Origin of the sequence: Rhizobium sp. PP-F2F-G48 (genome assembly GCF_004342335.1) — a bacterium.
GTDB lineage: Bacteria > Pseudomonadota > Alphaproteobacteria > Rhizobiales > Rhizobiaceae > Ferranicluibacter.
In genome coordinates, this window is the sequence record NZ_SLVH01000006.1 from 297,573 (window position 1) to 318,049 (window position 20,477).

The 20,477-nt window shown below is 61.4% G+C and carries 19 protein-coding genes; 4 read left to right on the forward strand and 15 right to left on the reverse strand.

What is annotated here, in order from left to right:
• The first annotated feature begins 28 nt into the window (after positions 1-28).
• On the forward strand, positions 29-1,075 hold the full coding sequence (locus tag C8J36_RS15940; RefSeq protein WP_132536269.1) for a Gfo/Idh/MocA family oxidoreductase: 1,047 nt from the start codon (positions 29-31) through the stop codon (positions 1,073-1,075).
• Positions 1,076-1,089: 14 nt separating this feature from the next.
• Here C8J36_RS15940 and C8J36_RS15945 read toward each other — a convergent pair whose 3' ends face one another.
• The 14 genes from C8J36_RS15945 to C8J36_RS16010 all read right to left on the reverse strand — a co-directional run bounded on the left by C8J36_RS15945 (position 1,090) and on the right by C8J36_RS16010 (position 16,648).
• Entirely contained in the window at positions 1,090-1,863 is a 774-nt protein-coding gene (locus tag C8J36_RS15945) for a MurR/RpiR family transcriptional regulator (RefSeq protein WP_165915076.1), read from the reverse strand.
• A 122-nt stretch (positions 1,864-1,985) separates the two neighbouring features.
• The gene (locus C8J36_RS15950) at positions 1,986-2,375 is read right to left on the reverse strand and encodes a tautomerase family protein (protein WP_132536273.1); all 390 of its coding nucleotides are present in this window, start codon (positions 2,373-2,375) and stop codon (positions 1,986-1,988) included.
• A 21-nt stretch (positions 2,376-2,396) separates the two neighbouring features.
• Positions 2,397-3,209, reverse strand: coding sequence for a 5-deoxy-glucuronate isomerase (gene iolB, locus C8J36_RS15955; RefSeq protein ID WP_132536275.1), 813 nt, complete (start codon positions 3,207-3,209; stop codon positions 2,397-2,399).
• 14 nt (positions 3,210-3,223) lie between these two features.
• Positions 3,224-4,141 carry a myo-inosose-2 dehydratase gene (gene iolE, locus C8J36_RS15960; RefSeq protein WP_132536277.1) on the reverse strand — a complete coding sequence of 306 codons (918 nt, stop codon included), beginning with the start codon at positions 4,139-4,141 and terminating at the stop codon, positions 3,224-3,226.
• A gap of 27 nt (positions 4,142-4,168) precedes the next feature.
• On the reverse strand, positions 4,169-6,004 hold the full coding sequence (gene iolD / locus C8J36_RS15965) for a 3D-(3,5/4)-trihydroxycyclohexane-1,2-dione acylhydrolase (decyclizing) (protein ID WP_132536279.1): 1,836 nt from the start codon (positions 6,002-6,004) through the stop codon (positions 4,169-4,171).
• A 1-nt stretch (position 6,005) separates the two neighbouring features.
• Positions 6,006-7,943, reverse strand: coding sequence for a 5-dehydro-2-deoxygluconokinase (iolC, locus tag C8J36_RS15970; protein WP_132536281.1), 1,938 nt, complete (start codon positions 7,941-7,943; stop codon positions 6,006-6,008).
• Positions 7,944-8,020: 77 nt separating this feature from the next.
• Entirely contained in the window at positions 8,021-8,806 is a 786-nt protein-coding gene (locus C8J36_RS15975) for a TIM barrel protein (RefSeq protein ID WP_132536283.1), read from the reverse strand.
• Between the two features lie 8 nt (positions 8,807-8,814).
• Positions 8,815-9,825, reverse strand: coding sequence for a Gfo/Idh/MocA family oxidoreductase (locus C8J36_RS15980; RefSeq protein WP_062596037.1), 1,011 nt, complete (start codon positions 9,823-9,825; stop codon positions 8,815-8,817).
• A 1-nt stretch (position 9,826) separates the two neighbouring features.
• Positions 9,827-10,729, reverse strand: coding sequence for a sugar phosphate isomerase/epimerase (locus tag C8J36_RS15985; RefSeq protein WP_132536285.1), 903 nt, complete (start codon positions 10,727-10,729; stop codon positions 9,827-9,829).
• A 28-nt stretch (positions 10,730-10,757) separates the two neighbouring features.
• A complete protein-coding gene (locus tag C8J36_RS15990; protein WP_132536287.1) occupies positions 10,758-11,696 on the reverse strand; it encodes a sugar ABC transporter substrate-binding protein in 939 nt (312 codons plus the stop codon).
• A gap of 81 nt (positions 11,697-11,777) precedes the next feature.
• A complete protein-coding gene (locus C8J36_RS15995) occupies positions 11,778-12,797 on the reverse strand; it encodes an ABC transporter permease (protein WP_132536289.1) in 1,020 nt (339 codons plus the stop codon).
• A 28-nt stretch (positions 12,798-12,825) separates the two neighbouring features.
• Positions 12,826-14,364, reverse strand: a complete 1,539-nt coding sequence (locus C8J36_RS16000; RefSeq protein ID WP_132536291.1) for a sugar ABC transporter ATP-binding protein — start codon at positions 14,362-14,364, stop codon at positions 12,826-12,828.
• Positions 14,365-14,430: 66 nt separating this feature from the next.
• Positions 14,431-15,372 carry a sugar ABC transporter substrate-binding protein gene (locus C8J36_RS16005; protein WP_132536293.1) on the reverse strand — a complete coding sequence of 314 codons (942 nt, stop codon included), beginning with the start codon at positions 15,370-15,372 and terminating at the stop codon, positions 14,431-14,433.
• A gap of 247 nt (positions 15,373-15,619) precedes the next feature.
• A complete protein-coding gene (locus tag C8J36_RS16010) occupies positions 15,620-16,648 on the reverse strand; it encodes a LacI family DNA-binding transcriptional regulator (RefSeq protein ID WP_132536295.1) in 1,029 nt (342 codons plus the stop codon).
• Between the two features lie 856 nt (positions 16,649-17,504).
• Between C8J36_RS16010 and C8J36_RS16015 the strand changes: the two genes are divergently transcribed.
• Both C8J36_RS16015 and C8J36_RS16020 read left to right on the forward strand, forming a co-directional pair.
• Positions 17,505-18,107 (forward strand): hypothetical protein, encoded by a 603-nt coding sequence (locus C8J36_RS16015; RefSeq protein WP_245506584.1) that lies wholly within the window; start codon positions 17,505-17,507, stop codon positions 18,105-18,107.
• A 28-nt stretch (positions 18,108-18,135) separates the two neighbouring features.
• On the forward strand, positions 18,136-18,882 hold the full coding sequence (locus C8J36_RS16020; RefSeq protein ID WP_245506585.1) for a hypothetical protein: 747 nt from the start codon (positions 18,136-18,138) through the stop codon (positions 18,880-18,882).
• Between the two features lie 206 nt (positions 18,883-19,088).
• Here C8J36_RS16020 and C8J36_RS16025 read toward each other — a convergent pair whose 3' ends face one another.
• Complete coding sequence (locus C8J36_RS16025) at positions 19,089-20,051, reverse strand: hypothetical protein (protein WP_207897517.1); 963 nt, start codon at positions 20,049-20,051, stop codon at positions 19,089-19,091.
• A 31-nt stretch (positions 20,052-20,082) separates the two neighbouring features.
• On the opposite strand from C8J36_RS16025, the gene C8J36_RS25150 reads away from it, so the two are divergent.
• Positions 20,083-20,295, forward strand: coding sequence for a hypothetical protein (locus tag C8J36_RS25150; protein ID WP_207897519.1), 213 nt, complete (start codon positions 20,083-20,085; stop codon positions 20,293-20,295).
• The last annotated feature ends 182 nt before the right edge of the window (positions 20,296-20,477 follow it).

The following is a 20,477-nucleotide window of genomic DNA, read 5'->3' on the forward strand; positions in this document are numbered from 1 at the left end:
GCACTATTGACGAGAAGGAGGAGCCCTCATGTCTTTCCCAGAAACACTGCCCTTACCGCGGACACGGCCGCCGATGGAGGCACCGCCACTTCGCTGGGGTATTCTCGGCTCGGGATGGATCGCCGCGAAGTTTGTCGAGTCGGTTCAGGCGCATACCCGCCAGACGATCGCAGCGGTCGGCTCCCGATCGCCTGAGGCCGCCAAAAGGTTTGCGGCGACCTGGCAGGTTCCTCGCACTTACGGCAGTTATGAGGCGCTCGTCGCCGCGGACGATATCGACATTATCTATGTCGCCACACCGCACAACAGACACCATGAGCACGCCATGCTGGCAATCGCGGCGGGAAAGCATGTTCTCGTCGAGAAGCCTCTGGCACTCAATCACGCACAGGCAGCGGACATGGTGGCGGCCGCGCGGGCGAAGGGTGTATTCTTCGCCGAAGCGCTCTGGACCTATTTTCTCCCGAAATTCGACGTGATCAGCCAAGTCCTCGATGCCGACATCATCGGCGACATCCTATCCGTCTACACAGACTATGGCGAGTACCTGCCGCGCGAGCATCGCATCTTCGACGCGAAGCTTGCAGGCGGCCCCCTTCTCGATCTCGGGACATATCCCGTCTCGCTTCTCGCCAAGCTTCTGGGCACGCACGAGCGCATCGTCGGCCTCGCCACGCCGGACCCGGCCGGTGTCAACGGACAACTCTCCGTCGTCGTCTCCAATAAGCGCGGCGCTCTCGGCACCATGTCGACTTCGCCTTACGGTTTCAGCCCGACGAACGCGGCGATCATAGGCAGCCGAGGCACGATCCGGTTCGAGACGGAGTTTCACCTGCCGGGCAGCTTCGAGGTCTGGTCCCTCGATGGCACCCGCCGCCTCCGCTACGAAGAGCCGAGAGGCGCGCATTTCGAGGGGCTTTTCCATGAGGCCGCCGAGATTGCCTGGGCTCTTGCGGAAGGAAAATTGGAGACCGCGTGCCGACCAGCCGAGGTATCGCTTGCCACCATGCGGCTGCTCGACGGCATACGGCAGGCGCTTGGTATCGACTTCACGCAGGCTGGGCTGTTGGAATAGGCCTCCGTCATCCGTTACGGCGTCTGCAGCGACGCACGAATGCCGTTGGCCAGGGCGTTGCTGAGCACGATGCCTGCTGTCACGCGTGACAAGGCGTCTCTGCCGGCACCGGCGAGATCGAAACGAACGCTGGCGAGTGCTGCCGTGGGCGATAACGGCGTGTCGGTCATGCAGACAATCGGCAGCTGCAACTCTTTGATGGCCACGACATGAGCGGCGAGCGCACTGCTGACCGGGGCGGTCTCCAGGATGACGGCCGCATCTCCGCGTCTTGCAAGAGCCAGGATATCGGTTGCAGAGGCCATGTCGGTCAGCAGAATCGCTCGGATGCTCATCTCGACAAGACGCCGGTGGAAGAAGCTCGCGAACGGCAGAGCATCTTTGCCTGCGAGAATGAAGATGCTATCCGCCATCGACAGCATGCCCGATGCAGCCCTCATATCGGCAAGCGGGATGGTCTCGCCCATCACGTCGATCGACATGCGGCAGGCCTCGACCGTCTCTTGAATGGCATTCCAGTGGCCGCAGGCGGGGCCAATCTTCAATGCGACATGAGATGTGGCTTTGGCAACGATTCTCGTGCGTCCCGCCTGCTGGAACACCGACTGAAGATCGCTGAACCCACTATATCCGAAAAACTGCCCAAAGCGGACGAGCGCCGACGGCGAAACCTGCGCAGCTTTCGCAATCGATGCGACAGTGCCGAACGCGATGTCATCAGGATGTTCAATGGCAAAGTGCGCAAGCGTTGCGATCCGCTTGGGAAAGTCTGCGTGCCGCGCCAGCATCACGGCTTTCAGCGTATCGAGATCCGGCGGACCGTGGTCCCTGTCACCCGATAGCGGTGTCCGAAACGAACGTGCGGAGGCAGACGCCCGACGACCTCGCGGGACGGGGTCCAGGCAACCGGTCATAGATCACCCGTCACGAATTGGGCGACACCCGCACCGAACGACCAGTCCTCGTCACTGTTCTCAACGAACGACACCATGAGATCGGACGCCGGGATGCCGCATCTTTCAGACAATTGACCACCAAGGCCCTGATAGAATGCGAGCTTTTCGGATCTCGGCCTCGGCCGCGAGACGACTTCGATCAGGACGAAACGATCCGTCCGCGTGAAGCCGAGGCCTGTGTCCAGCGCGCGAAAATGCGTGTCTTCGTGTTCGAACACGATCTGGTAGCGATCCCGCTCCGGCACATGAAAGGCGTCCAGCACGACCGCATGCACCGTGTCGAGAAGCCGTGTGATGTCGGCCTCCGACCGGCCCTTGCGAATGTGCAGCTTGATCAGCGGCATGATACGTCCTTTCGACAGCGGTTACGCCTTGGTGTCGCGATCGATAATCCACTGGACGGCCGGGTCAGGCACGAAACGCCAGTTCCGCAACGGACCTGCCATGACGTTGAGATAGTACATTTCGAAGCCATAGGGCGCGCCGCAGGGGTGATGGCCGCGTGGCACGAGGACGACGTCGTGCGACTTCACGGCGATCGTCTCGTCGAGCGTGCCATCCTCCGTGTAGACCCGCTGGACGCCAAAACCCTGGTCGGGATTGAGCCTGTGGTAATAGGTCTCTTCCAGATAGGTGATCCGCGGAAAATCGTCCTCGTCGTGCCGATGACTTGGATAGGACGACCAGTTGCCGGCGGGCGTGAAGACTTCGGTCACCAGCAGGCTGTCGCAGTCGTCGTCCGCTTCCATCGCGATGTTGTTGATGAAGCGCTGGTTTGCGCCGACCCCGCGCGGGGTGAGCGTGATCCGGTCCGGCCCGATGCGGTGAGCCTTGTGGCCGCCTCTGCCGGGAGCCAGGCAGACGGCGATGGTACAGTCCGTGGTCGCCTCCGCCTGCCATGTCTCATTGTTCGGCACATAGAGGCAGTGCGGCGGCGTGCGCTCGAAGACGTTCATGCGATCGCCGAGTTCGCCCCAATCCGTGCCCGCAGCCTGTAACCGTGCCTTGCCCTCGACCATCACCAGAATGGCTTCCATGGAACCGGTCGCCTCGCCAATCGTGTCGCCCGCGCGCAGGCGGTAGAGGCTGAAGCCGACATGGCGCCAGCCGGCCGATTGCGGCGTGATCTCGTGGACCTTGCCGTGACTGCCAAAGGGCCGGCGTCGGAGCATGCTCATCGCTCTCGCCCTCCTTATTCGGCTGACGTTGCGGAGGATGTGTCGAGACCAACGTCACGAGACATCGCCTTTAGAGCCTTCAGGCCCATGTTCTGGTAGAGGAGCGGCTCCCGAACGGCACTGTCCTGCTCCGCCTCGATGACGAGCCAGCCCGTATAGCCGTGCTCTGCGGCGATCTTCAGGACGGGCTCGAAGGCGACGCAGCCTTCCGGATCACCCGGCACGGTGAAGACGCCGAGGCGCACGCCATCGAGAAACGACAAGTTTTCGGAGCGAACGCGCGCCATGATCTCGGGCCGGATGTTCTTGGCATGAATGTGCGTGACGCGGTCCATGTATTTCCGGGCGACGTCCTGCGGGTCGGCACCGCCGAAGGTGCAGTGGCCCGTGTCGAGGAGAAGGCGCGTGTGGGGCCCGGCCATGCTCATGAAGCGATCGATATCGGCAGCGCTCTCGATGATCGTGCCCATGTGATGGTGGTAGCCCATCTTGACGCCCTGATCGGCGGCATGGCGGGAAAGCGCCTCGTACCCTTGCGAAAACCGTGTCCACTCGGCATCGGTCATGATGGGTCGGTCGTTGACCGGCGTGCCCTCGCTGCCGTGGACGGTGTTGGAGCATTCGCAGGCATTGATGTGGTCGCCGCCGGCGGCCCTGGTCATGTCGATGAAGGTCTGCAGCGCGGCGATCTCGGTCTCCAGGTCGTTGACGAGGAGGGTGGTGGAGTGCCATCCGCCGACGAAGCGCAGGCCGAACGCGCCGAGCGCTTCCTTCAGGGCTCCGCCCTCGTTCGGCATCTTGTGGCCCTTCTCGATGCCATCGAAGCCGATCTTGCGGCAGTCCGACAGGCAGTCCTCAAGCGTCAGATGCGCGCCGATCGTCTGATCGTCGTCATTCGACCAGGCAATGGGGTTGGTTCCGTAGAGTATCATGGTCGTTCCTTCCGGCCTGTCGAAATGTCAGTTGATGCGTTGGCGGGCGGTGTTGGTCTCATAGTGGGCGCGGGCCTGCCTGAGCTTGTCCGTATCTCCGACCGCGGGAACGGCGACATCCCACCAGGCGCCGCCGATGCCCGGACCGGTTTCCGCCTCGGTATCGATGACGATCACGGTGGGGATCTGGCGATCGCGCGCCAGAACGATCTCGCTTTCGAGGGCAGCGATGCCATCGACCTTGACCGCATGTGCGCCCATCGAGCCGGCATGCGCCACGAAGTCGATCTCGGGCTGCACCTCGATGTTGCTGTCCTTGTACATGTTGTTGAACTCGGCACCGCCGCACTCCTGCTGGAGCCGGTTGATGCAGCCGTAACCACGGTTGTCGGTGAGAACGATGGTGAAGGGCACCCGCATCATGACGGCGGTGGCGAGTTCGGAATTCGCCATCATGTAGGAGCCGTCGCCGACGAAGCAGACGACCTCCTTGTCCGGCGCTGCGAGCTTGATACCAAAGGCGCCTGCGACCTCGTAGCCCATGCAGGAGAAGCCGTATTCCATGTGATAGCCGCCTGCGGCCGCCCGCCAGAGGATCTGCAAGGCGCCCGGCATGGTGCCGGCCGCGCACATGGCAACCGTCTGTGGTCCGGCAACCCGCTGCACCGCCCCGATGACCTGGGCATCCGAGGGCAGGACATTGGCGCTCGCAGGCTCCGGTGCGGCCGTCACCTGGTCTGTCGTCTTGAACCAGGCGTCACGCCCTGCGAAATCCGGATCGGCAAAGCGGTGCTCGCCGAGACCCTTCGATATGCGCTCCAACGCCACTTTCGCGTCGGAGACCAGCGGGATCGCCCCATGCTTGGCCGCGTCGTAGCCGGTGAGGTTGATGGAGACGAGCTTGCGGTCCGCCTTGCCGAAAATGGTCCAGCTTCCCGTCGTGAAGTCCTGAAAGCGCGTTCCGACACCCAGAATGAGGTCGGCCTTCGCCGCAATCGCATTGCCGCAATCCGTGCCCGTTACCCCCGGAGACCCGAAGTTGAGGCGCTCCTGCCAGTCGATCGCCCCTTTGCCCGCCTGCGTCTCGACGACGGGGATATTGTGCTTTCGGGCAAAGGCGAGAAGATCTGCGTCAGCACCCGAATAGAGCACGCCGCCGCCAGCAACGATCACAGGGTTCTCGGCTCCCTTCAGCGCCGCCACCACGTCCTCGACCTCCCGCAGGTCGGGCTCCGGGCGCCGGATGCGCCATGTCTTCGTGTCGAAGAAGGACAGGGGATAGTCGTAGGCCTCCGCCTGAACATCCTGGCAGAAGGCGAGCGTGACGGGACCGCAGGTGGCCGGGTCCGTCATCACCTGAAGGGCGCGCGGCAGTGCGGTTAGAAGATGCTCGGGCCGGGTGATCCGGTCGAAATAGCGGCTGACCGGACGGAAGCAGTCGGTGACGCTCATCGTGCCGTCGTCGAAATCCTCGATCTGCTGGAGAACCGGATCCGGCCGGCGATTGGCAAAGACGTCACCGGGAATGAAGAGGACCGGCAGGCGGTTCACATGGGCGAGCGCTGCGGCCGTGACGAGATTGGTCGAGCCAGGGCCGATCGACGAGGTTACCGCCATGGCTTTCCGGCGGCGCTTCGTCTTGGCATAGGCGATTGCCGCATGCGCCATCGTCTGCTCGTTCTGTCCGCGCCATGTCGGCAGCTTCGCACCGATTCCATGCAAGGCCTCGCCGATGCCGGCGACGTTGCCATGGCCGAAGATCGCCCAGACGCCTTCGATGAAGCGGTCTCCCTCTTCGGTCATCTGCACGGAAAGCCAGCGGAACATGGCTTGCGCCGCGGTCAGTCGAACGGTGTCGGTCATGTCAAAGTCCTCCCTGCGACGAAACCGCCGCATCATTGTCCTGCGCCGCCGCCCGCGCCGTGTCCCAGAGGACGCAAAGGCGGCGGTAGCGGGCCTGCATATCTGCAACGGCATCCGCATCTGTGGTCGCACCGACAAGCCAGTCTCGGGCCGCCTGGGCGAAGATGGTTCGTCCCACCGCAAAGCCCTTCACCAGCGGGAAGCTGGCGGCGACCTTGAAGCTGGCCGCCAATTCGTCCTCCGGCGCATCAAGCCCAAGGACCACGATGCCGCGTGTGTTCGGATCGTTGTCGGTGATGGCGGTGCAGGCCTTCTCCCAGGCAACGCGGCTCGCCATCGGCTCCAGCTTCCACCAGTCGGGATAGACGCCGATCTCGTAGAAGCGGCGGATCAGCGTGGCGTTGGTGTCATCATTCACAGGGCTGACTTTCGACGGAATGATCTCCAACAGAAACTCCAGCCGGTTGCGCCGCGCGGCGGCAAAAAGTCGGCGGACCGTTTCCTCCTGCATATCTCTGAGATCGGGGGCATCGTCCGGATGGCAGAAGCACAGCACCTTGACGACATTGTCGAGCGGCCACTCGTCGAGGCCGCCGAAGTCGGGTCCGAGTTCCGGCTCGAGCGTCAGCGGACGCGATCCCGGCCATTCCACCGGGCGGCCGATCCAGAGGCCGGTGCCGGATGCCGCATGCAGAGCGACTTTGCCGAGCCGATTGTCGCAGAGAATGCCGTATCCCGACCGACCGTCCTGCACGCCGAGCGCCGCTCGAAGGCAAAGCGCCTTGAAATGGCCGATCTTGTCGGGCGTTGCCCCCGCCATGGCTTCCAGCTGCATACGGTGATCGAAGGCGAAGACACGCATCGTCGACCAGTCCGCGTGGCGGTTGGTCGCCCAGTGGATCTGCTCAAGTTCCTGATCCTGACGCAGTGCCTTGGTCTTCACGCCTCGCTCGAGGAAGAATGTGAGTTCCTCCAGCGAGGGATAGGCCGGCGTGCAGCCGTGGCGGCTGACGGCAAAGGCGCCGCAGGCATTGGCATATTGAAGGGCACGCGGCCAAGCGGCATCCTCGAGCCAACCCTTGATGAGGCCGGACATGAATCCGTCGCCGGCGCCCAGCACGTTAAAGACCTCGATGGGATAGCCGGGCCCGGTTTCTCCGTCGTCGAGATCGTCGGGAATATCGCCCGCAAACGCGACGGCCCCTGCCGCACCGCGCTTGCAGACGAGCGTCGCGCGTGAGACGGCGCGCACCGCACGCAACGCCGCAATCGTGTCCGTGGAGCCGCCCGCAATGTGGAACTCTTCTTCCGTCCCCACGATGAGGTCGAAGAGGTGCAGTGTCGATTGCAGCTTGGATGTGACGGTAGCACTCTCGACGAAGCGGCTTTCGCCGTCGCCATGGCCGGCAAGGCCCCAGAGGTTGGGGCGGTAATCGATATCGAGCGCGGTCCGGGCCCCGTGCTTGCGGGCAAGCTCCAGCGCCTTCAGAACGGCCGTTTCGGTATCGGGGTGGCTCAGATGCGTGCCGGTGGCAACGACCGAGCGCGCGCGGGCGATCAGGGCTTCGTCGATATCATCCTCGCAAATGGCCATGTCGGCGCAGTTCTCACGATAGAAGATCAGCGGGAATGTCTCCTCGTCGCGGATACCAAGAAGCACGAGGGCCGTCAGCCGCTCCGGATCGGTTTTCACGCCCGTGACATCGACACCTTCGCGCGCGAGTTCCTCGCGAATGAAGCGCCCCATATGCTCGTTGCCGACCCGCGTGATCAGAGCGGACCGGAGGCCGAGCCGCGCCGTTCCCGCAGCCATATTGGTCGGCGAGCCGCCGACATATTTGCGGAAGGACCCCATATCCTCCAGACGTCCCCCGATCTGGGCGCCGTAAAGATCGACGGATGATCGACCGATCGTGATGACATCCAGTGACTTGTTCATTTCATCCTCCGGCATCGGCCGTGGTTACAGGGATCGACCGTGCCTGCGCCGGCGAGCAGACACGGTCGCTCGTTGCGTCAGAGATGGGCCGAGACGCAGGCGATGCTCTCGCGGACGGCCGCTTCCGGATCGGTCAACGCGTGGACCTCTTCGGCAAACGGCTCGAAGCTGAAGGGGCCGTCGAAGCCGGCGGCGATCAGCGCCTTGATCTGGGCCACGTTCTCCAGACGGTCTGCGCCATCCACCAGCACGCGGTGCGCATCGAGCATGTCGTCCACGGCAACCGCCGGATCGACCACACCCGAAATATGGACGAGGCCCGTGCGGCTCGGAAAGAGCTCGGTTTCGCCGGCAAGGTGATGATGGAAGGTGTCGTGCACCAGTCTGTAGACATCGCCGCCACCTGCCGCGTCGATGGCGCGCAGAGCTTCCGCCTTCGTTCTCAAGGAGGAGATCGGGAACCCCAGAGGCTCGAGGAGGCCTGTCAGACCGCGCTCCTGAAGGATCGGCTTCATGGCGGTCAGCGCTGCCACGAGATCATCGAACGAAACTTTTGTCCCGTCGTTCAGAGGGCACATGACCAGTGCCTTGGCGCCGCTTGCCGCAGCGTAATCGGCAAGGGCTAGAGCCTTAGCCGGCAGGTCTCCCGACCAGACGTTGAACGGGTAGAGCGCGTTGATCGAAACGATCCCGACGCCGGCCTTTTCCGCCGCCGCCTTAACGTCGGCGGGATCCATCGTGTTGACGACATCCGGAATGTCGTTGCGGATCTCGACCTCCGTCAGCCCGAGACGGCGGGCTGCGGAAAAGAATTCCTCGAGAGACAGGTTCGGGGCCGTGATGTGGTTGATGGCAAAACGCATGGGAGACCTCAGTTGTAAAGCGCTGGGCGGGCGGGAAGGTTGATGGCGACGGCTGCCCCTTCGGCTTCCTGCGCACTGACGCAGGCATCCGACGTGATCGCGGCGACATAGCCGTCCCAGGAACTCGGGCCGGAGGCGGTGCCCTTGGCAGCTGCATGGATGAAGTCCTGCAGCTCGACGTCGTAGCTGGCGATGAAGCGGTCCTTCCAGTCGGTCAGGATCTCGCTTTGCTGTCGCGCACCGAGCCGCATGGGGATCGCCATGGGATCGGGCAGGTTCGCGATCCCGTCCTCGCCGACGACCTGGCACTGGATGTCGTAGCCGTAGTGGCAGTTCACGAAGATCTCGACGTCGATGATTGTGCCCTTGGCGGTTTCGAGAATGACGATCTGGGGATCGCGCAGCTTGGCATGGCTGCGGGCGGAGGCCCGCGGAAAGAGAACGCGGGCGGAGACGTAGTCGTCGTCGAGCAGCCAGCGCAGCACGTCGATCTCGTGGATCATCGTGTCGTGGATCGCCATCGGGGTGACGTATTGCTCGGGAACGGCGGGGTTGCGGTGGGCGGCATGCACCATGATCGGCGCGCCGATCTGGCTGTCCACCACCTTCTTCAGGGCGACGTAGCCCGCATCGTAGCGGCGCATGAAGCCGACCTGCACGAGGCGTTTTCCATGGGCAACCTCCGCATCGACGATGCGCTTGCCGCCATCCGCCGTGGTGGCCAGCGGCTTCTCGCAGAAACACGGCTTGCCGGCAGCGATCGCAGCGAGAACATATTGCTCGTGTGTCGCGCCCCAGGAGGTCACGAGAACGGCATCGACATCCGGCGACGCGATCAGCGCCTCGCCCGTGTCGAAGATGGCGGCATCCGGTGCGACGTCCGCCTTGACCGCTTCGGCCGAGGCCCGGTTGACGTCGCTCAGAGCGACGATCTTCGCGCCGCCGAGGACATGGTTGATGCGGCGCGCATGATCGCGCCCGATGGCGCCTGTGCCGATAACGCCAATTCTCACAGTCATTTCAGACCTCATTCCAGTATTTGGCGACATAGCGCCGGGTTTCGTTGAGCATGAAGCGCGCGCTGTCATCGACTCGGTCTTCCCAGGCGAACACGCAGTTTGAGAGGACACCGTCGAATTTCATGTCTGCGAGCGTCGCGAAGAACGTATCGAAATCGATCTCGCCCTGACCGAAGTCGGTGTGCTGATGGACACGCACCTTGGAACCGGGAGGGTTGACGATGTAGCGGAGCTCCGACGACTTGTTGTGGTCGTAGGTGTCGGCCAGCCGGACATGCACCAGATGCCCCTCCGTGGCGCGGAGATTGGCGACCATGTCCGGACCGTAGAAGAACGTGTGCGGCGCGATGAACGACGCTTTGACCGACGGCGAGTTGATCGTCTTGATGATGTCGACGGCCGGCGCGATCTGTTCGATCCAGTCTTCCGGGTGCGCTTCCAACGACAGGACGAGGCCTTCCTTCTCAAGGAGCGGCACGAGAATATCCATGGCGCGGAAGAACTGGGCCTCGCAGGTTTCGGGACGATGGAGGCCCGAACGATCGTTCAGGCTGCGCTCCGGCGATCCGCCACGGCCGAACTCCGAGACGAGCATCGGGCCATCCATCTCGACCGCGATCTCGATCACGCGTTTCCAGTTGTCGATCGCGTTATCCCATTCATCCTGATAGGGGCTCGCCCAGCGATACATCGGCTGGAGCGTGGCGAGGCCGACGCCATGATCCTTCAGCGCCTTCTTGAAGCTGGCGACGCGTTCCGGATAGACTTTCGGCCTTGTCCACCAGGAGAGAAAATCCGGACGCGGGGACAGTTCGACGTAATCGTAGCCGAGATCGGCAACCTTGCGGCAGGTGTCCTCCAGCGACAGGTGCCGGAACATGTGCGGGTCGAGTGTGTGTTTCATGGGCTTCTTCTCCGGGGCCGCTGTGGTTTCACTTGTAGGACGCCATGTTGTCCGGCGTGACGAGTTCGAAGGGCACCCAAAGGGCCTTCTCGGTCGGCTTGCCCGAGGCCATCGCGACGGCCGTCTGGACCGCGACCTCCCCCTGCTTGGTCGCATTCTGGAAGACCGTCAGGTCGAGGTCGCCCGAGGTCATGGCAGCAAGGCCGTCCGGTGTGGCATCGATGCCGGCGATCACGATGCTCTTCATGTCGATGCCGGCGGACTTCAGAGCCTGGGCGGCACCGATGGCCATCTCGTCATTATTGGCAATGATGGCATCGAACTGCACGCCGGCGGTCAGCCAGGACGCGGTGAGATCCTGTGCCTGGGTCCGGTTCCAGTTGGCCGTCTGCTTCTCGATGATCTCGATCTTGCAGTCGGGCCGCGCGAACACGGCCTCGACATCCTTGGTCCGGGTCAAGGCAGCGTGGTTCTCGAGAGGACCCATCAGAATGACGGCCCGACCCTTGCCTCCCATCAGCTTGCAGGCTGCGTCTGCTTCCATGGTCCCGGAATCAAGCTCGTTGGAGCCGACGAATGCGGTGCCATCCGGCAAGCCGCTCTCGAGCTCGGCTGGCGGATGGTTGACGTAGACGAGCGGGATCTTGGCGTTTCGCGCCGCCTGCGTAATCGCGGCCGTCGCGTCTCCATCAACGGCATTGACGATGATGGCGTCGACGCCGTTGGCGATGAAGTTCTCGACCTGGCTCAGTTGCTTGGCCGGATCGAGCTGGGCGTCTTCGGTGAGAAGCTCGATGGTCGTATCTTTCGCTGCGCCGGCGCGAATGCCGTTCAGCAGGATCGTCAGGAACGGATTGTCGAAGGACGTCATGGACACCGCAACCTTCGTCTCGGCGAATGCCGGCGATGCAAGAAGGCCAGGTGCTGCAAAAAGGCAAAGTGCGGTCGTGATCAGGAGCTGTCTCATCGGAGGTCTCGCTAATTGAAGGTCGTTTGGTGGTAATGTCGGACGCTGGGAGGCCGGCCCCCTTGGAAGGCGTGGCTGGTTTCAGGCCGTCTTCACGCGTTTTCGCTGTCGGTAAACGTCGGCCACGACGGCGGCAACGATGATGATGCCCTTAAGCATTTCCTGGTAATAGGCATCGAGCCGGAGGAACGTGAACCCGGAAATGATGACCCCGAAGATGACCATGCCGATCATGGTTCCGAGGATGGAGCCGCGACCGCCCGAAAGGGAAACGCCCCCGATGACGGCCATGGCAATCGCATCGAGCTCATAGCTCGTGCCCATGCCGGCCTGGGCGGTCAGGCCGCGGGAGGCAACGACGATGCCAGCCAGAGCCGAGAGAAGGCCTGCCACTGCATAGACCTTGACCGTGTGACGCTCGACATCGATGCCGGAGACGCGGGCCGCCTGCTTGTTTGCGCCAATCGCATAGGTGAACTTGCCGTAACGGGTGTAGCGAAGGACCACATGCATGATGGCGGCGACGATGAGGAAGATCAGGACGGGCGCAAGCCCCTTGCCGATCGCGGCGAAGCTGTCTGTGGGAAAGCTGATCGGTTGGCCTTTGGTGTACCACTTCGCAAAGCCCCGTGCGGTGACCATCATACCCAGCGTCGCGATGAACGGCGGAATGCGCGAGTAAGCGATGAGGAGCCCGTTGATCGCGCCGCAGACGACGCCGACCAACAGCCCTGCAATAACGGGCACGATGACCGGAAGATCCGTCAGGCCGGGATAGAGCGCCCGCTCAAAGGTCCCGACCTGGGCCAGGCTCATGGCGATCATCGCCGTTGCCCCGACGATCGATCCGGAGCTGAGGTCGATGCCGTCGGAGATGATAACCTGCGTGACGCCGATCGCGATGATCCCGATGACCGAGACCTGCAGGATCATGATGGAAAGCCGCTGCGTGTTGCCAAGGAAGCTCTGCCCCTGCAGGATCCAGCCGAGAATTTCGAACGTCAGCGAGATGCCGACGAGCACCAGAAGGATCGTCAGTTCCGGCGGAACGCGCCGTCGCGTCTGCTGCAGCTGGGGAACGGGTTGCGTGATGGTGTTCATGTTCGCTGTCTCCTCCCGCGGTGCACGACTAGCGCGCAGCGAGGTCCATGATCTTGACTTGAGTGGCTTCGGCGCGGTCGAGGACGCCGGACACGCGACCTTCATGCATGACGACGATGCGGTCGCTCATCCCCAGCACTTCCGGCAGTTCCGACGAAATCATCAGCACCGCGACCCCCTCCGCCGCGAGACCGGTGATGAGCCGATGGATTTCCGACTTGGCGCCGACATCGATGCCACGTGTGGGCTCGTCGAGGATGAGAATGCGCGGCTTGGTCAGGAGCCAACGGGCGATGAGCAGCTTCTGCTGGTTGCCGCCCGAGAGGTTCTCGACAGTCTCGTAGAGGTTCGGGGTCTTCACCCTCAATTGGTGGGCCATGTCCTCTGCAAGCTTGGTCACGGTGGACTGGTCGACGAAACCGCCTTTGACGTGCGACCGTGTGATCAGCGCCGACTGGATATTCTCCAGGCAATTCAGGGTGAGGAAACAGCCCGTCTCCTTGCGGTCCTCGGTGAGGAAGGCGAAGCCTTGCGCCATCGCGGCACTTGGACTGTCGATCGTGACCGCCATGCCGTTGACCAGGATCTCGCCGGATGTGGCAGGCATGACCCCGAAGATCGCTTCGGCGACGTTCGACCGTTTCGACCCCACAAGCCCCGCAAGCCCCAGGATCTCCCCGCGCCGGAGTGAGAACGAGATGTCGTGGAAGACGCCGGGAATGGTGAGATTGCGAACCTCGAGGATGACCTCGCCGATCGGGCATTCGATCTTCGGAAACATGTCGGTGATATCGCGCCCGACCATCATGCGAATGATGTCGTCGCGGTTGACGGCCGTCGACAGATGGGAGCCAACATATTTGCCGTCGCGAAACACCGTGAACTCGTCGGCGATCTCGAAAAGCTCGTTCATCTTGTGGGTGATGTAGACGATGCCGATCCCGCGTTCGCGCAGGTCGCGGATGATCGAGAACAGGCCTTCGACCTCGCGATCGGTCAGGGCGGATGTCGGCTCGTCCATGATGAGGATGGAGCTATCGTAGCTTACGGCGCGGGCGATCTCGACCATCTGCTTCTGAGCGACCGTCAGCTCCGACACCTGCGCGCGCGGATCGAGCTTGATGCGCAGACGGGCGAAAAGATCGGCGGTCATCTCGGCCATTCGGCCGTGATCGATGAGACCGAAGCGGTTTTTCGGTTCCCGCCGGATCCAGATGTTCTCGGCGACCGTCATCCAGTTCATCAGGGCCAGCTCCTGATGGATCATCGCGATGCCCTGTTCCAGCGCATCGAGCGGCGATTTCAGCGTGACCAGCTCACCGCGAAGGCGGATTTCGCCGGCATCCGGCTGATAGATCCCGGCGATGATTTTCATCAATGTCGATTTGCCGGCACCGTTTTCTCCCATGAGGGCGTGAACGGTGCCACGGCGAACGCGCAGCTGGACGTTATCGAGTGCGACGACGCCTGGGAACTCCTTGCGGATACCCTCGATAGCGAGAAGTCCGTGGCGTTCCGTCTCTTCGATGACGTGCTTGATCGCTTCGGCAGTGCGGGGACTAACCATGTGCAAACCCTCCATGATGGCGTTGGGGGAGGCGTGCGTCGCCTCGCCCCATTGTGGCAAAGAGGGTTAGTTCTTCGCCTGATAGTCCTTGAGGTTTGCAGGCGTCACGAGCTCGAAGGGAACGTAGCCCTTCTTCTCGACCGTCTCGCCGCGTGCGATCTTCAGCGCGGCATCCACGGCACCGCGGCCTTGGCCAGCCGCATTCTGGAACACCGATACGTCGAGCTCGCCAGCGGCCATCGATGCCAAGGCATCCTGGGTGGCATCGATACCGGCGACGATGACATCGTCCATGGCGCGCCCGGACGACTTCAGGGCCTGGATCGCGCCGATGGCCATTTCATCGTTGTTGGCAATCACGGCGTCGAACTGCACACCTGCCGAAAGCCAGTTCGTCATCAGGTCGGAGCCCTGTGTCCGCGACCAGTTGGCCGTCTGTTCCTCGACAATCTTGATGAAGCTGCAGTCGGGTGTCGCGAGGACGTCCTTGATATCCTGCGTGCGCATGCGCGCCGCCTGATTCGACAGTTCGCCCATCATGACGACGGCTTTCGCTTGGGTCTTGCCCGCCGCCTTCAGGATCCGGCAGACTTCCTTCGTTTCCAGCGTGCCCGACTCCTTTTCATCGGATGCCACGAAGGCCTGCTTCTCGGGAAGGTCGTCCACATTGACCGGCTGCCGGTTGACATAGACCAGCGGGATGCCGGCAGCCGCCGCTGCCTGCGAGAGCGCGACGGTCGCATCGGTATCGACCGGATTGACGATGATCGCATCGACGCCGGACGCCACGAAATTCTGCACCTGGCTCAGCTGCTTGCCGACATCATTCTGCGCATCCTCGATCTGCAGCGTGACGCCCTTCAGATCCTTCGAGTAGTCCGTCATGCCGTTGCGCAGAACGGTCAGGAAGTTGTCGTCGAAAAGCGCCATCGAGACGCCGATGGTCTCGGCCGAGGCCGTTGTTGCGAGCATCGTCGCGAGCGCTGTCGCCAGGAAATATTTCTTCATCGGGTTCTCCTCCACTTTATTCGTGTTGCCGCCGTTACGCGGCTGTTTATGGGCATGCGTGTCCGATGCCGCTGGCGAACCAGCAGCGGGAAACAAGGATCTTGTTGCGTAAGCGGTGAGCTCCTACCTCGTCACCGCAGGGGGACAATTCCGCAGTCGGCCCGGCGGGTCAACACGTCATGAGAGGGTTCAGCCGTCATTCCTGATAGAAACGTTTCAGATGCGTGTGAGGTTTTCTATCAAACCATCATAAGCTCTCAGGAACCCATAGAAGAGCTGGAAAGAATCTCTGGCCAGGGCTTTCAGCCATGCCGTGCTCGATCGTATGCACCATCGTTGCAATGAGGTCGGTACAAAGTTCGACGAGAGGCGTCTGAAAAACGCCCGAGATCCGGCGCTCGAGCAGCGCCTGGCGGGACTCTGGGGTAAGTTCGTTAACGAGGCAGGCGATCTCCTCCGAGCGCTTGCTTTCCTTAAGTGCCTCGATGGCGCCTTCCATACCTCCACCCATGCAATAGACTCCGACAAGGTCAGGATGGTGCGAAAGGGTGTCCATGAGGAGTTCATAGGTCAACCGCCGAGTCTCAAGGTTGATATGAGCATCGAGAACCTGAAATCTTGGCGCGAACTCGCGCATGTAGGCACGGAAGCCCATCTCGCGAAGCGAATGCCCGTGGAAGCGATGGCCTCCAAGAAACAGAACAACTTTTCCGGGTGACGGCGAGAGTTTGGAAATCATCCAAGCGGCGCTTCGGCCGACTTTCATATTGTTGGTGCCAAGGTAGGCCTCACGCACACCTTGCGCCAGATCCGTCAGGAGAGCGAAGGTTGGTATACCCTTCGTCTTGAGCGTGGAAACAGCAGCCGTCACGTCATAGTGATCCGGGCCGGTCACAGCGATAGCTGAAACCTTGCCAGCCATACCCAGCATTAGCTCCGACAGTTCGCTTGGCTCTCCTGATACGGCATAGGTGATCTTCAGACTGACATGACGATCCTTCACGGCTGCCGCCGCCGCGTTCAACTGTTCTGCAAACGCTTGATAGAAGGGTTGCCTCTCCTTTCGCAGGATGATGCCGAAGCGATAGGACGGCAAGTCTGCCATCATGCGCTGGCGGATAATCTTGGCACCGTGAAAGCCCAATTTCTCAGCTGCTTCGTATACCTTTCGAGAAGTCTCTTCTCGAACAGGGAGACGACCGTTCAATACCCGATCGACTGTTGCGACGCTCAGCCCGGAGGCATGTGCGACGTCAGCAATAGTAGTACGCTTCATGAGAGATCCAAATGATTAAACTCATCCTAGAATGACAGCTATATCACTCGCATTGCAATCATTAGCAGCGTCGAGGCATGACATCCGGCGCGCAAAAATTCCCGAAGGACAAACTGAATTACGTCAAATGAGATTGCTTACAACGGCTTACATGCGCCTGATGGTAACTTTCCCACATGCACCAACGTACGGTGGAGGGCGTACGGGAATGAAAGCGAAAAGCCTGTATCAAAGAGCGGATTGCGATCGGGTGAGCTAGAGTAAGAGTGGCGGGCCTTCCTAAGCTCTTGGTCTCAACTCGGCATCGCAAACAGCGGCAGAGTGAATCCGAAGCCTGCACGCGGTCGGGTTCAGAATGATTTCGATAGTGGATGCGTCACCTACGCCAGCTCTCTGATAAAATTTGAATGTTTGGCGCTTGTCATGAGCGGAAATTATTTCCGTAAAACAGCCGCTCTGGGCTCCTACGCTTTGGATGTATACGAACCGCTGACCCCGCCGATCAGGTGCAAAGAATTTTTAATGCAGGGAAGTTCCGCTCAGCGATGGCCGGTATGGGGCCGTTTGCAGAATGTCGGGTTGCGGGCGACGAAAGGAAGATAGCTGCCATTCAATCTAGTACTCAGCGATAGCAGCTTGCGACCAAAGCCCGCCTTTCGCGGAAGTCCACATACGACACAAGCAGTCATTTGTGTGACAAGGTGAAGCTGATATTCTGATTGTCAGGACATTATAGCGCAAGTGCGCGGGGGAACATCGCGTGATCTATGCTTGGATTGATGGCGTAAAGCGGCAACCGATTGCCAAGGGCGAGCGCACCGTCTGCAAGGATTGCGGCGGGCTCCTCACCTCCGTCATGCCCGCGCAGAACGTCAAGCACTGGCGGCACAAGGCTGGCGATTGCGACCGCTGGGGCGAAGGCGAAGGCCCCTGGCATCTGGACTGGAAAGAGCAGTTCGACATGGAATGCCGCGAAATTGGCCTTTATGACGCCGCCGCCGATGAGTGGCACCGCGCCGATGTGCTGTGCGGTGCCGGCACGCCGATCGCGACCGTGCTGGAGCTGCAACACTCCAGCATCAGCGAGCAGGAGCGCATGGAGCGCGAGGCCTTTTACCGCCAGAAGCATCGCATGTTCTGGCTTGTCCACCTGCACGACGAGCATAGCTTCACCGGCACTAGCTTCCGCCTGTCGCTGGGCCTCGGCGCGCGCACGGCGGCCGTGGACGGCCATAATTTCGAAATCGTGCACTTTGCGTCGCGCAGCAGCCAGTTCATCGAAAAGTGGAAGCGATCGAGCGCGCACGTCTTTTTCGATTGTCAGGGCCACATCTTCTACCTCGCCAACGAGAGCGAGGCAGCGCGGGCCAATGGCGGTCATCCGCTGAAGAAAGGCTATTTTGCCTATTCCCGGTTATTGCGGGAAGACTTCATCCGTGCCGTGCACGGGGCGGGCTGACACCATGACCGACCATAACGGCGGCCTGATGGTGGAAATGGGCAATGGCCTCGACAGCTATATGGCTGCGGCCGACGAAACCGCGGCTGAGCTGCTGCAAGGAGACAACGGCCTCATGGCCGCGCTCAGGCGCTATGACGATTATATGCGCCGCGGCCTCTGGGCGCATGTGGCACGATCGTCTGCCATCGGCTTCATCCTGCAAATGAACGCCTACATGGCGTTTCTCGCCGGCGTCCGGATGGCCTTGAGCGGCCATGCGGCCGCAGTCTTTCCACTCCTGCGCACCGCCTTGGAATCCGCTTCCTACGGCCTGCTGATCGAGCGCGATCCCGTCCTCGCCGACGTGTGGACACACCGCCATCGCAGCGAGGCCGACAGGAAGGCCTGCCGCAAAGCCTTCACCTTCGACCAGGGCATCGTCCACTTGAAGGACACGGCACCCGACGTCTATGACCTCGCTAAGCTCGCCTATGAAGGCGCGATTGACTTCGGCGCGCATCCGAATTTGATGGGCGTCGCCAGCCACCTCTCGATCGACGATAACCGTCCGGACGGCATGACCGCCGTTACCCTCACTAGCCTCTATGGATCGACGCACGTCGAAACCGTACGCGGCCTTTGTGCCTGCCTCGATTTCGGGTTTGCGATTATCGGCATAATCGCCCTCGCCACGCCCGATCCCGGCGAGGATCGGGTAAAGCGACTGATCGGGGAATTGCAAGCGCTCAATGACCTAAAGAACGATGCCGTTGCGCCCTATCAGCGCCCCTAATAGTTTTCCGCACGCCGCACGCCGCACGTTTCCGTTGGCCTGTCAGGGTGGTACCACTGATTTGCCCAACGGTCGAAATTGGTTCGTTAAGTGACCAGCAGGATGGGGGGCCGACAACGGAATGTCGGCTTCAGCGGGCCCCGCTGCAAATAGCCGACGATTTACACGACCAGAGCCTTGTCCTGGCTCGCCCTTTGACGGCTTAGTCATCGTCGTCCTCCGTTTCGGGGACTTCGCCAGCTTGGAAGCCGCACATCTCCATGAACATCCACGCCCGGAGCCAGTTGGAGATCTCGTTGACTTTTAGCCTGGAGACATCCTCCTGATAGCCGCCCCCTTGACGCATTTCGCGCATATATGGCGTTGAGGTGGCTGACATAGGCCTCGCGCATCGTCCCGGTCGGTCGGAATGCGAAGTTGTGCGAAATCGCCACCTCACTCACGGAGGTGACGACCACGCTCCACAACGGCAATTCGAACTCGCCATGGCCGCCATGCGTCAGGCTATCATTGGCGACGCGTTGAGCGAGCCGGATCAACCGTCCATCGAAAGCGTATAGCGGAGCCTCGAACAGGTTCGCATGAAGCTTTTCATCGAGCTGTTCGGTGATTGCGTTGGCCCGCTCGGGCTCGGCCAGCCGGAAAGGGTTCAGAGCGCAGATAAACAAGCTGCTCCGGTTCGACCAAGGGGTTGAGTCCCAGAACTTCCTAACAAAGCAGAAGCCGTGCAGCCGTTCTTCCTCCATCAACTGGGCTGCATAATTGCTGAGTCCGCTGAGGTGCTTTCGCGTCCACTCGTTCGGCGAGCCATCTTCCTCCTTGTTGTCAATCCAACCTGGTATGTCGTTGATGGTGATTACGACACAGCCCATGGCATCGTGTGACAGAAGCTGGTTGGTAAAGCGCTTGAACTCATCGTCGCTCGGCACGTGGAGCTGTAGCCTCAGGCTTTCGAGCGCGTCGGTGACGAATATCGGTGCGTAAACTACGACATCACGGTCAGCGACCAGCAGGTCATATAGATAAGCTTGGCGAGTGATCTTGACGTCCATCGTCGAGACCAGAACGGTGGTAATGTCTTTGTGGCCGGAAAAGGCGAACATGCCTGCGACGTAATTGCTGTAGGCGAACAGTTCGGAAAACGCGTTGCGCTCTGCCGCGCGGTTCACCTTTAACTCGAGAATGGAAGAGCCCGTCCTCATGGTGCCCAAGGAGATCGAGCTCCATTGGGCGGGTGCGGTCGGTGGGCAGCTTAATCTTGCTGCCCAGAAACTCTCCGTATCGAACCGAATTGTGCAGTCTCTTGAGCTTGATCAGGGCCCGCGCATTAATGATCCGCCAGAGTTGGAAGTCGTCCTCGTCGCCCACAGGCACTTCGTCGAACGCCGAGCTCTCGTCGATCAGGTCGGTTAACCCGGTCTTGAACAAGTAGCTGTGGACAGCCTCCTCGCTGAATTGGGCCAAATTGCTCTCCCGTGCCTAGGCTCAGGACCTATTAACCTCTTGCGGCGCGCTCTGCGTTTTGATTCACTGGGATCGAAAGGAGACGCTGCCATGAGTGACCTGATGCTGTTGTCGGAGGCGCAGATGCGCCG